12 protein-coding genes are annotated in these 12,353 nt (G+C 60.2%); 4 read left to right on the plus strand and 8 right to left on the minus strand.

Annotated elements, in window-relative coordinates:
* Positions 1–76 precede the first annotated feature (76 nt).
* Genes FBY12_RS07995 through FBY12_RS08005 form a run of 3 tightly spaced genes read right to left on the minus strand, consistent with a single transcriptional unit; the run spans position 77 to position 3,480 of the window.
* Positions 77–982 (minus strand): acyltransferase, encoded by a 906-nt coding sequence (locus FBY12_RS07995; protein ID WP_109521339.1) that lies wholly within the window; start codon positions 980–982, stop codon positions 77–79.
* Complete coding sequence (pta, locus tag FBY12_RS08000; protein WP_145252537.1) at positions 983–3,082, minus strand: phosphate acetyltransferase; 2,100 nt, start codon at positions 3,080–3,082, stop codon at positions 983–985.
* 59 nt (positions 3,083–3,141) lie between these two features.
* Positions 3,142–3,480: a DUF3565 domain-containing protein gene (locus tag FBY12_RS08005; protein WP_092273200.1), complete on the minus strand. Its 339-nt coding sequence runs from the start codon at positions 3,478–3,480 to the stop codon at positions 3,142–3,144.
* Between FBY12_RS08005 and FBY12_RS08010 the strand changes: the two genes are divergently transcribed.
* The 3 genes from FBY12_RS08010 to FBY12_RS08020 all read left to right on the plus strand — a co-directional run bounded on the left by FBY12_RS08010 (position 3,449) and on the right by FBY12_RS08020 (position 5,852).
* Positions 3,449–3,934, plus strand: a complete 486-nt coding sequence (locus tag FBY12_RS08010; protein WP_145252538.1) for a peptidylprolyl isomerase — start codon at positions 3,449–3,451, stop codon at positions 3,932–3,934. The two genes, FBY12_RS08005 and FBY12_RS08010, sit on opposite strands and share 32 nt — an antisense overlap.
* A gap of 123 nt (positions 3,935–4,057) precedes the next feature.
* The gene (locus FBY12_RS08015; protein ID WP_121733562.1) at positions 4,058–4,540 is read left to right on the plus strand and encodes a glutathione peroxidase; all 483 of its coding nucleotides are present in this window, start codon (positions 4,058–4,060) and stop codon (positions 4,538–4,540) included.
* A gap of 208 nt (positions 4,541–4,748) precedes the next feature.
* Entirely contained in the window at positions 4,749–5,852 is a 1,104-nt protein-coding gene (locus FBY12_RS08020) for an NADH:flavin oxidoreductase (protein ID WP_145252539.1), read from the plus strand.
* Positions 5,853–5,949: 97 nt separating this feature from the next.
* Here FBY12_RS08020 and FBY12_RS08025 read toward each other — a convergent pair whose 3' ends face one another.
* On the minus strand, positions 5,950–7,149 hold the full coding sequence (locus tag FBY12_RS08025; RefSeq protein WP_121733560.1) for a glycosyltransferase family 1 protein: 1,200 nt from the start codon (positions 7,147–7,149) through the stop codon (positions 5,950–5,952).
* Between the two features lie 40 nt (positions 7,150–7,189).
* A complete protein-coding gene (cysZ, locus tag FBY12_RS08030; protein WP_092273185.1) occupies positions 7,190–7,945 on the minus strand; it encodes a sulfate transporter CysZ in 756 nt (251 codons plus the stop codon).
* Positions 7,946–8,261: 316 nt separating this feature from the next.
* Between cysZ and trxB the strand changes: the two genes are divergently transcribed.
* Positions 8,262–9,224: a thioredoxin-disulfide reductase gene (trxB, locus tag FBY12_RS08040; protein ID WP_092273182.1), complete on the plus strand. Its 963-nt coding sequence runs from the start codon at positions 8,262–8,264 to the stop codon at positions 9,222–9,224.
* A 76-nt stretch (positions 9,225–9,300) separates the two neighbouring features.
* Here the strand turns inward: trxB and FBY12_RS08045 are convergent, their stop codons facing one another.
* The 3 genes from FBY12_RS08045 to FBY12_RS08055 form a co-directional block, all read right to left on the minus strand.
* The gene (locus FBY12_RS08045; RefSeq protein ID WP_145252540.1) at positions 9,301–10,584 is read right to left on the minus strand and encodes an FAD-binding oxidoreductase; all 1,284 of its coding nucleotides are present in this window, start codon (positions 10,582–10,584) and stop codon (positions 9,301–9,303) included.
* Positions 10,585–10,650: 66 nt separating this feature from the next.
* Entirely contained in the window at positions 10,651–11,484 is an 834-nt protein-coding gene (locus FBY12_RS08050; RefSeq protein ID WP_101209646.1) for a transporter substrate-binding domain-containing protein, read from the minus strand.
* A 75-nt stretch (positions 11,485–11,559) separates the two neighbouring features.
* Positions 11,560–12,351, minus strand: coding sequence for an amino acid ABC transporter ATP-binding protein (locus FBY12_RS08055; protein ID WP_305887398.1), 792 nt, complete (start codon positions 12,349–12,351; stop codon positions 11,560–11,562).
* Between the last annotated feature and the right edge of the window lie 2 nt (positions 12,352–12,353).

Consider the following 12,353-nt stretch of genomic DNA (forward strand, 5'->3'; position numbering starts at 1 on the left):
CGCGATGGCGGTGGATCAGGCGATATAAATTCTGAATGTGCGATCGCTATCGCGAGCAGGCTCACTCCTACGGGGGTCAGCGTTTGTCTGGGAATTCGCGATGCATCTGCTCCAGCAGCGCATCCTTGTCTTGCCACAGCTGGTTGATCCAGCCCTGGAACTGCAAGCGGTACTCGCCATCCTGGTCGTAGTTCTTGCCAATGAACTGCGGCGGAATCTTCAGTTCCTGAAAATGCACCACCACATCCGCGACATTGCCGCAAAGCAAATCCCAATACCCCGGACGCCCGCCCGGATAGTGAATGGTCACATTGACGATCGATTCCAACTGCTCGCCCATCGCATCCAGCACAAACGCAATGCCGCCAGCCTTGGGTTTCAGCAGATAGCGAAACGGTGATTGCTGCTGCGCATGTTTGCCTTCGGTAAACCGCGTGCCTTCGACAAAGTTGAAAATCCCCACTGGGTTATTGCGGAATTTCGCGCAGGTCTTGCGTGTGGTTTCGAGGTCTTTGCCTTTCTTCTCCGGGTGTTTTTCCAGGTAAGCCTTGGAGTAGCGCTTCATGAACGGAAACCCCAGCGCCCACCACGCCAGACCGATAACCGGCACCCAGATCAGCTCTTGCTTGAGAAAGAACTTCAACGGCTGGATCCGCCGGTTGAGCACGTATTGCAGGACCATGATGTCGACCCAGCTCTGGTGGTTGCTGGTGATCAGGTACGAGTGTTTATAGTCCAGCCCTTCGAGGCCGCTGAGGTGCCAGCGGGTGCGCCGCACCAGGTTCATCCAGGCCTTGTTGTTGCTGATCCAGGCTTCATGGATGTGGCTCATCAACCACAGCGTGAAACGCTGCGTGAGGGCGAACGGCAGCACTTTGAACAGTGCGACGATGAACAGCGCCGAACACAACAGAATCGTGTTCAGAGCCAACAGCAGTGAGGCGATCACGCCGCGCACGGGTGCAGGTAGGAATTGCAGCATTTAAACATCCATAGGTCGGTTGGCAGCTTGGATCGCGGTCAACGCGATGGTGTAGACGATGTCATCGACTTGCGCGCCGCGCGGCAGGTCGTTCACCGGTTTGCGCAAGCCTTGCAGCATCGGCCCGAGGCTGACGCAATCGGCGCTGCGCTGCACGGCTTTGTGCGTGGTGTTGCCGGTGTTCAGGTCGGGGAACACAAACACCGTTGCGCGACCGGCCACCTGACTGTTCGGCGCCAGTTGCCGGGCGACGTTTTCGTTGGCGGCAGCATCGTACTGCAACGGGCCGTCGATCAGCAGCGAATGCTGTTGTTCGTGGGCAAGCAAGGTCGCTTCGCGGACCTTTTCGACTTCTTCACCGCTGGCCGACTCACCGCTGGAATAGCTGATCATCGCCACGCGCGGAGTGATGCCGAACGCGGCTGCCGAGTCGGCGCTTTGCAAGGCGATTTCCGCCAGTTCGCTGGCGCTCGGGTGCGGGTTCATCACGCAGTCGCCGTAGACCAGCACTTCTTCCGGGAACAGCATGAAAAACACCGACGACACTAGCGTGCAGCCCGGCGCAGTCTTGATCAGTTGCAGTGCCGGGCGGATGGTGTTGGCAGTGGAGTGAATGACCCCGGAAACCAGGCCATCGACCTCATCCAGCGCCAGCATCATCGTGCCGATCACCACGGTGTCTTCCAGTTGCTGCTCGGCCATCGGTGCGTTGAGGCTTTTGCTTTTGCGCAGCGCGACCATCGGTTCGATGTAATTGCCGCGAATCAGGTCCGGATCAAGAATCTCCAGGCCCGGCGGCAACTCGATGCCCTGGGCGCGGGCGACGGCTTCGACGTCCGCCGGTTTCGCCAGCAACACGCAACGGGCGATGCCGCGCGCCTGACAGATCGCCGCCGCTTGCACGGTCAGCGGCTCGCTGCCCTCGGGCAACACGATGCGCTTGTTCGCGGCTTGCGCGCGCTGGATCAATTGATAACGGAACACCGCTGGCGACAGGCGCATTTCCCGTGGCGTGCCGCAGCGTTGGTGCAGCCATTTGGCGTCGAGATGGCTGGCGACGAAATCAGTGATGATCTCCGCGCGCTCGCGGTCGTCGATCGGGATTTCCTTGTTCAGGCCGTTCAACTGGTTGGCGGTTTCGTAAGAGCCGGTGCTGACTGACAACACCGGCAGGCCCGCCTGCAACGCGCCACGACAGAGGTCCATGATGCGTGGGTCGGGCAGGGTGTCGCTGGTCAGCAACAGCCCGGCCAGCGGCACGCCGTTCATGGCGGCGAGGCTGACCGCGAGGATGATGTCGTCACGGTCGCCGGGCGTCACCACCAACACGCCGGGCTTGAGCAGCTCGACGGTGTTGCGCATGGTCCGCGCGCAAATGATGATTTTGCTCATGCGGCGGGTTTCGTAGTCGCCGGCATTGAGGATCTGCGCGCCCATCAAGTCGGCGACGTCGCGGGTGCGCGGGGCGTTGAGTTCGGGTTGGAAAGGAATGCAGCCGAGCAGCTTGAAATCGCCACTGCGCAGCAACGGCGAGTGCTCTTTGAGACGCGAGGCGAAGGCGTCCATGCTCTCGTCGGTTTTGACCTTGTTGAGAATCACCCCGAGGACTTTCGGGTCCTTCGGCCCACCGAACAATTGCGCCTGCAATTCCACGCGTCCCGAGAGCTCGGTCAGCGCTTCGCTTTCCGGCGCTGAGACCAGAATCACGTCGGCGTCCAGGCTCTTGGCCAAGTGCAGGTTGACCCGCGCCGCGTAACTGGCGCTGCGGGTCGGCACCATGCCTTCGACGACCAGCACGTCTTTGCCGATGGCGGCTTGTTGATACAGCGTGATGATTTCTTCGAGCAGTTCATCCAGCTGGCCGTCGCCGAGCATGCGCTCGACATGCGCCAGACCGAGTGGCTGCGGCGGTTTCAAACCGTGGGTGCGCGCCACCAGTTCGGTCGAACGCTCGGGCCCGGTATCGCCCGGATGCGGCTGGGCAATCGGTTTGAAAAATCCGACTTTGAGCCCGGCCCGCTCAAGGGTGCGCACCAGCCCAAGGCTGATCGAGGTCAGACCCACACCAAAATCGGTGGGCGCGATAAAAAAAGTTTGCATGCGAATTCTCTGAGGGAGCAAGCAATGGCGATCATCTATAACTGGCGATCTGCCGAGATTCAGTCGCCAAGGTTATCGCTAACCATGCCCTGAGCGCACCAACCGCACGCAAAGGGCTGAGCTATTTTTTCCAGGCGTTGCGCGGGGTCCGTGACCCAGGCGCGCGATTGCCAGGGCGGCTGATGGCGCAGGTGTTGGGTGTGGCCGCAGGAAAGCTCGACCACCCAATGACCGTCCTCGTCCTGATGGAAACCGGTGACCGTTATGGGTTTGGCGGCAATCCGTCCGTCCGGGTTGTGTTCGCTTTCGGGCGATTGCTTCGCTAAACTCGGTCTTTCTATATTCTTCTGCAAAAGGTCTCGCCCCATGCTGATCGCCGCCAATAAGGCTGTCTCCATCGACTATACCCTGACCAACGACGCTGGTGAGGTCATCGACAGCTCCGCCGGCGGCGCGCCGCTGGTCTACCTGCAAGGCGCAGGTAACATCATCCCGGGCCTGGAAAAAGCTCTGGAAGGCAAAACCGTCGGTGACGAACTGACCGTTGCCGTAGAACCTGAAGATGCCTACGGCGAATACGCGGCCGAACTGGTCAGTACGTTGAGCCGCAGCATGTTCGAAGGCGTTGATGAACTGGAAGTGGGCATGCAGTTCCACGCTTCCGCGCCAGACGGCCAGATGCAAATTGTGACCATCCGTGATCTGGACGGCGACGATGTTACCGTCGACGGCAACCACCCGTTGGCCGGTCAGCGCCTGAATTTCCAGGTCAAGATCGTCGACATCCGTGACGCCAGCCAGGAAGAAATCGCCCACGGTCACGTGCATGGCGAAGGCGGCCATCACCACTGATTTCTGCGCTAAGCTTTCGAGAACTGGAGAGGCGCCCGAGGGCGCCTTTTTCAGTGCGCAGCTATCCCGGGCGACGCCGCCAGGTAGCTGTTTGAAGAAGAACACGGGAATTTGGAGTTCGTCATGAGTGCTTTCCACGACCTTACACTGACAGCCCTGGATGGTCAGGAGCTACCCCTTTTGCCTTTCAAGGGGCAAGTCGTGCTGGTAGTCAACGTCGCTTCCAAATGTGGTTTGACTCCACAGTACAAGGCACTTGAACAGCTCCATCAGCAGTTCAAGGACCGTGGGTTCAGCGTGCTGGGCCTGCCGTGCAACCAGTTTGCCGGACAGGAACCGGGCAGCGAGCAAGAGATTCAGGAGTTCTGCAGCCTCAACTATGGCGTGACGTTTCCGTTGTCCAGCAAGCTGGAAGTCAACGGTCACGAGCGTCACCAGTTGTACCGTCTGCTGGCGGGCGAGGGCGCGGAGTTTCCCGGGGACATTACCTGGAACTTCGAAAAATTCCTCCTCGGCAAGGACGGCCGGGTCCTGGCGCGCTTCTCCCCACGGACGTCGCCGGACGATCCGACGATAGTCAACGCTATCGAAAAAGCCCTCGGCTAACCCGTTCCCTTGTAGGAGCGAGGCTTGCCCGCGAAAGCGTCCTGTCAGTTAATGACGATGTCGACTGGCACGACGCCTTCGCGGGCAAGCCTTGCTCCTACGGTACATCTGTCTTCTGATCCTTAATCACCGCAATCAATAATGCTGTTCAAGCCTTGCGACTCTCCATATTATCGCCGTCATAAAGTTTATCTCCGTGGAGCGTCCCATGCGTGTCAAAGCCCTGTTCAAACCGTTCCACCTCGGCACTCTCGAACTGCCGACCCGCGTCGTCATGGCGCCGATGACCCGCTCCTTTTCCCCCGGCGGCGTGCCTGATTCCAAAGTTATCGAATACTACCGCCGCCGCGCCGCAGCAGGCGTCGGCCTGATCATTACCGAAGGCACCACGGTCGGCCACCAGGCCTCCAACGGTTACCCGAACGTGCCGCATTTCTACGGCGAAGCGGCGCTGGCCGGCTGGAAGAAAGTGGTTGATGCGGTACACGCCGAGGGCGGTAAGATCGTTCCGCAGCTGTGGCACGTCGGCAGCGTGCGCCGCATCGGCACCGAGCCGGACGCCTCCGTGCCGGGTTACGGCCCGACGGAAAAACTCAAGGACGGTCAGGTCGTGGTTCACGGCATGTCTCATCAAGACATTCAGGAAGTGATCGCTGCGTTTGCGCAGGCGGCCAAAGATGCCCAGAGCATCGGCATGGACGGCGTGGAAATCCACGGCGCCCACGGTTATCTGGTCGACCAGTTCTTCTGGGAGGGCAGCAACCAGCGCACCGACGAATACGGCGGCAGCCTCGCCAACCGTTCACGTTTCGCCATCGAACTGGTTCAAGCGGTGCGCGCGGCGGTTGGCGAAGGTTTCCCGATCATCTTCCGTTTCTCGCAATGGAAGCAGCAGGATTACACCGCACGTCTGGTGCAAACCCCGGAAGCGCTCGGCGAATTCCTCAAGCCGCTATCCGACGCTGGCGTGGACATTTTCCACTGCTCGACGCGGCGGTTCTGGGAGCCCGAGTTCGACGGCTCCGACCTCAATCTGGCGGGCTGGACGCGCAAACTCACGGGCAAACCGACCATTACCGTCGGCAGCGTCGGCCTGGATGGCGAGTTTTTGCAGTTCATGGTCAACACCGACAAAGTCGCGCAACCGGCCAGCCTGGAAAATCTGCTGGAACGCTTGAACAAGGAAGAGTTTGATCTGGTGGCGGTCGGGCGTGCGCTGCTGGTTGATCCGGACTGGGCGCAGAAAGTGCGCGATGGCCGCGAGGAAGATATTTTGCCGTTCAGCCGTGAGGCGTTGATGACGCTGGTTTAAGCGCCAGCAGGGAAGGCCTCTTCGCGGGCAAGCCTCGCTCCTACAGGATTTGTGTACAGCGCAAAACCTGTAGGAACGAGGCTTGCCCGCGAAGCTTCTAGGGCAGCAATGCAACATCTGGCAATGTCTGTTCCTGTGCACAAGCCCCACGCAACTGCCTTTCAAACTCCTCGATAATCGCTGCCCAACCCTGCCGGCTCGCATGCTGGCGCGCATTCAAACGCACGCAGCGCAGCGTTTCCCGATGCTCCAGCAACCAACACGCCGCTTCGCAAAACGCCTGCTCATCGCCCGGCATCGCCAGCACGCCGTTGTAGCCGTGGCGGATATGCTGACCCGCCGCCGCCATATCGTAAGCCACCACGCCGAGCCCCGAGGCCAGCGCCTCCAGCACGACATTGCCGAAAGTCTCGGTCAGGCTCGGAAACAGAAACACATCCGCCGACGCGTAGTGACTGGCCAGCGCCTCGCCGCGCTGCGCACCGCAGAAAATCGCCTCGGGCAATTCCTTCTCCAGTGCCAGCCGCTGCGGGCCGTCGCCGACAACAATCAGCTTGAGATTCCGCTGTGGATAAGTGGCTTTCAACGCCTCGAAACTACGCTTGAGCAGCCCGAGGTTCTTCTCCGGCGCCAACCGCCCGACATGGATCACCGCGACATCCCGCTCCGCCAGCCCCCACTGTTCACGCAGCGCATCGAGGCGTTTGGCCGGGTGAAACAGTTGGCTATCGACCCCGCGCGACAGCAACGCCAGCCGCTCGAATTGGCGACGCTCCAGTTCCAGGCGCTGGCTGATACTCGGCACCAGCGTCAGCGTCGAACGGTTGTGAAACCAGCGCAGGTAATGCGTGAGCAATCGGGTCAGCAAACCGAGCCCGTATTGGCGGGTGTACTGCTGGAAATTGGTGTGAAAGCCGCTGACCACCGCAATCCCCAAGCGCCGCGCCGCGCGCAACGCCGATAACCCCAGCGGCCCCTCCGTGGCGATGTACAGCACGTCCGGGCGCTGGCGCTTCCAGCGCCGCAACAATTTGTGCATCGACGACTGACCCCATTGCAACCCCGGATAACCCGGCAGCGGCCAGCCGCGACAGAGCATCAGTGCGTCGTCGCTGGACGATTGGCGATCAGCGCTTTGACGCGGTCGCACCAGTTCGACGCGATGCCCGCGCGCGCGCAAACCGTCGCACAAGCGGCCAAGGGTATTGGCCACGCCGTTGATTTCGGGTGGGAAGGTTTCGGTGATCAGGGTGATATGCAGAATTGTCGTCATGACCTCAGTGTCGGCTGAGGCCATGTCGTCATTGTGGCGATTGCGTGATGGATTTGTGACCGGCTCAGCGCTGCTGCACGACCAGGTTTTCCGCGCCGCGCTCACGCACCCAGAACAGCGTCGCCCCGGCCACGGCTGCCGGCATCATCAAGATGTTGACCACTGGAATCAGCAACACCAGGTACACGCTGCCGCCGAAACTCATGCTCTGCCAGCGCTTCTGCCGCAGCCACGCGAGCATCTCGTTCCAGCCGAGTTTGTGGTTGTCCGCCGGGTAGTCGATGTACTGGATCGCCATCATCCACACGCCGAACAGCAGCCACAACGGCGCCGCGATGATGTTGACCACCGGAATGAACGAGAGGATGAACAGCCCGAGCGCGCGTGGCAGGAAGTAGCCGAGTTTGCGCATTTCGCGGGCGAGGGTGCGCGGGATCATTTCGATCAACTCGCCCCAACTGAAGGCCGGGAAGTCGTCGGTGCCGCGTACAACCACTTCGACTTTCTCCGCGAGGAAACCGTTGAACGGCGCGGCGATCACGTTGGCGAGCATGGTGAAAGTGAAAAACACCATCAGCACCACCAGCACCACAAAGATTGGCCACAGGATGTAACTGAGGAAACTCAGCCAGTCGGGCAGGGACGGCATCAACGTGTCGACCCAAATGCTGAATTGATGGCCGGCGAGGTAAATCAATCCGACGAACAGCACCAGGTTGATTGCCAGCGGCAACAACACGAACAAACGCAGGCCCGGGCTGAGGACCAGTTTGAGGCCTTCGCGCAGGTATTGCGGGCCGGACAGAACAGGGGCGGGCATAGCGTGCTCCGAGCAAAGGGTAAACGCGCCGACCTTACCGACTTTGCCTCACAGGCGAAAGCGCGGTTGTAACATCGACATTCACTGTAACAAAGGCGTCTATAAAATCACCGCATCGGGATAGAGACCGCCTATGAGCTGGATTGTTAAACCGTATTTCCTTAATCTTCGCCCCCTCGATACGCTGCACCCATTCTTTTTACAGGACTGTCGAGCTCAAGCCTTCCCCAAGTGCTTTCAACAGTCCTTTTTTATTGCCGCCGGCCAACCCGGCGTTCCGCGCCAGATGTTTCGGCCCGGTTAACAGGAGCAGGTCATGTCTGAAGTCCGTCATTCGCGAGTGATTATTCTCGGTTCCGGCCCTGCCGGTTACAGCGCTGCGGTATATGCCGCGCGTGCCAACCTCAAGCCTCTGCTGATCACCGGCATGCAGGCTGGCGGTCAACTGACCACCACCACCGAAGTCGACAACTGGCCGGGCGACGTCCACGGCCTGACCGGCCCGGCGCTGATGGAGCGGATGAAAGAGCACGCCGAGCGTTTTGAAACCGAGATCGTTTTCGATCACATCAACGCCGTCGACTTCGCTTCCAAACCTTACTCGCTGACCGGCGACAGCGGCACTTACACCTGTGACGCGCTGATCATCGCCACCGGCGCCAGCGCTCGTTACCTGGGCCTGCCGTCGGAAGAAGCGTTCATGGGCAAAGGCGTTTCGGCCTGCGCAACCTGCGACGGTTTCTTCTATCGCAACAAGCCAGTGGCGGTAGTCGGTGGTGGTAACACTGCTGTTGAAGAAGCGCTGTACCTGGCCAACATCGCCAGCACCGTGACCTTGATCCACCGTCGCGAAACCTTCCGCGCCGAGAAGATTTTGATCGACAAGCTGAATGCACGCGTTGCCGAAGGCAAGATCATCCTCAAGTTGAACTCGACGCTGGACGAAGTTCTCGGCGACAACATGGGCGTGACCGGTGCGCGTCTGAAGAACAACGACGGCAGCTTCGACGAACTGACCGTGGACGGCGTGTTCATCGCCATCGGCCACACCCCGAACACTTCGCTGTTCGAAGGCCAACTGACGTTGAAAGACGGCTACCTGGTAATCCACGGCGGCCGTGAAGGCAACGCCACCGCGACCAGCATCGAAGGCATCTTTGCCGCCGGTGACGTCGCCGACCACGTTTACCGCCAAGCGATCACCTCGGCCGGCGCCGGTTGCATGGCCGCGCTCGACGCCGAGCGCTACCTCGACGACCTGCAGAACGTCGCGTTCTGATAACGCTGAAATGAAAAAACCGGCTCCGGCCGGTTTTTTTGTGCCCAAAGAAAACGTGTATGGTTCGCGTTTACCTTCAGCCCTTTAATCGCTCCTGGACGAAGTCCATCACCTTCAGCGATTGATAGATCGCATTCGCCGCGATCTTGCCGAACGGCCCACCGTTCCAATCCAGCAGATATGGTTTGAACAGCTGATACCGCGCACTCTCGCCGCATACCGCTTCAGCAATTAGCCGACCGCAGATCGACCCGCTGTTCAAGCCGTGGCCACCAAACGAAGTGCACGCCCAAACCCCCGGATCCAGCACGCCAAGATTCGGCATTTTATTGGTCGAATAGCCCATCAACCCCGACCACGCCAGCTCGATTTTCACCGACGCCAGTTGTGGATAAACCGAGACCATGTCGGCTTTCAACATCGTCGCCAGCGCTTTCTCGTTTTGTTCGTTGCGGGTGGTGATGCGTCCGCCCCAGAGCAGGCGATCGCCCTCGACCACGCGGTAATAGTCGGACGCGCGACGGTCGTCGGAGAACGCCGCGCCGGAGTCGAGGACGTTTTTGATCGCGTTGCCCAAGTGTTCGGTCAGCACCACATACGTGGCGATCGGCAAATAGGCGCGGCTGAGTTTCTGCAATTCCGCGCCGCCGTAGCCGCCCGCGCAGAACACCAGATCGCGGCAACACACCGTGCCGTGAGCGGTCCTGACGATTTTGTCGGCGCCCTGGTGCTCCCAGGACAGCATCTTCGACTGTTCGAAAATCCGCCCCCCCGCCGTTTCAATGGCCAGCGCCAGACCCAGGCAATAATTCAGCGGATGAAAGTGCAGCGCGTTTGGGTCTTCGACGCCTTGAAAGTAACGCTGCGTGTGCGCCCGTTGACGAACCTGCGCGGTGTCGAGGTAATTCAATTCATAACCGAAATCGCGGCGCATGGTTTCGATGTGGTTTTTCACTGCGGCGCCATCGTCGTAACGCTTGACGCGAATCGTCCCGGCGGACGGCGCGCAACCGCTCAGCGCGAGTTCGGCGATGTTGCTGCGAACAATCTCGACGCCTTCGACCGACATCTGGAACAGCGCACGCGCCTGCTCCAGACCGAGTTTCTTGCGGATCGCGCCCGAGCCTTCGGCCCAGCCCGGCGAGACCACGCCGCCATTGCGCCCGGACGCGCCCCACGCCACTTGCTGCGCTTCGAGAAGAATCACCCGTTTGCCGCGACGGGTCAGTTCCAGTGCGGCAGTCAGGCCGGCAATACCGGCGCCGATGATGCAGACGTCGCAGCTTTCGTCACTGCGCAATGCGGACCTGCCCGCGCGAGGCAGCGAGGTTTGGGAATACCAGGTCGTCGGGAAGGACATGTTCAATCCTTGAGATCGCTGTAATGGGAGCGAATTTGGTCGCTCCCCCAGGGTGTCGGCGCAGGGTTATTTGATGGTCGAGTAGTCGACGCCGTACCACTTGTCCGACAGCTTGGTCAGCGTGCCGTCCTTGTGCATTTCGCCGATGATTTCGCTGAGTTTGGCTTTCAGTTCCGGGTCACCCTTGTCGGTGGCCACGGCCAGCGGTTCGTAGAACGCCACGTTGTTGTCGACGGCGCGCAGTGGATAGCCTTTTTTCACCGCCGCATCCAGCGTGCTGCGTTGCGTGAGGATCGCGTCGAGGCGCGTGCCGTCGCCCAGGCGCAGGTCGTCGAGCGGGCCGACGGAACCGGCGTAGGTCTTCATTTTTTCGGTTTTCACGTCGTAGACCACCGGCGGCACGTCGCTGGTTTCAATCGCCAGTGCCTGGCTGAAATAGTCCTCGGACGTGGTCCCGCCCTCGACGCCGATGGTTTTGCCATTCAGCGCTTTATGGTCAGTGACTTTGGATTTGTCGTGCACGGCAAACACGTAGGGCACGTAGTAATAAGTGCCGGGGAAATCGAGGATTCGCGCACGACTTTTGGTCGCGGTCATCGAGCCCACGGACACGTCCCAGCGACCGTTCCACTTGCCGGCGGTGATCACATCCCAGTCCGGCGTGATGAACTTGACCTCGACCCCGAGGCGCTTGGCGATTTCCTTGGACACGTCGATATCAAAACCGTCGATTTCATTTTTGTCGTTGATGAAACCCTGCGGTGGCCAGGTCGCCGAAGTGGCGACGGTCAGGGTTTTGCTGCTCTGGATCTTGTCCAGCACTGCCCCGGCATTCGCGGCACCGACGAACAACAGCGACAGGGTGGCGGCGAGGGTGATTGCGGATTTTTTGCTGAGCATGTCTATCTCCACTTTTCGTTATTGTTTTGCGGGGTAAAGCTATGCGCGGGTAACGCTATTAAGGGGAAAGCGTTCTCAGTGACCGATGATTTGCGAGAGGAATTTCTGCGCGCGTTCGGTCTGCGGGTTGTTGAAAAATTCCGCCGGGGTGGCTTGTTCGATGACCTGGCCCTGATCCATGAACAGCACGCGGTCAGCGACTTTGCTGGCGAAGCCCATCTCGTGGGTCACGCAGATCATGGTCATGCCGTCGGTGGCCAGTTCGCCCATCACGTCCAGCACCTCGTGGACCATTTCCGGGTCGAGCGCCGAGGTCGGTTCGTCGAACAGCATCACTTTCGGGTTCATGCACAGCGCCCGGGCAATCGCCACGCGCTGCTGCTGACCGCCGGACAGTTGCGACGGATATTTGTGCGCGTGCTCGGCAATCCGCACACGTTCGAGGTACACCTGCGCGCGTTTTTTCGCCTCGACACTCGACACGCCTTGCACCAGTTGCGGCGCCAGGGTCAGGTTGTCCATTACGCTCAGGTGCGGGAACAGGTTGAAACTCTGGAACACCATGCCGATCTCGCGGCGCACCGCGCTGACACTTTCGGCCTCACTGGTGAGGGTGATGCCGTTGACTTGGATCTGGCCTTTCTGAAAGTTTTCGAGGTGATTGATGCAGCGAATCATCGTCGATTTGCCCGAGCCCGAAGGCCCGCAAACCACCAGGATTTCACCGGCGGCGACGCTCAGATCGACGTCGCGCAAGGCGTGAAAATTGCCGTACCACTTGTTCAGGCCGCTGATCGAAATCATCGTCGGCGCAGGCTGTTGGGCAGCGATCGGGTCGAGGCGTTGGGCGGTTGTAGTCAGCGTCATCG

Origin of the sequence: Pseudomonas sp. SJZ131 (genome assembly GCF_007828705.1) — a bacterium.
Lineage (GTDB): Bacteria > Pseudomonadota > Gammaproteobacteria > Pseudomonadales > Pseudomonadaceae > Aquipseudomonas > Aquipseudomonas prosekii.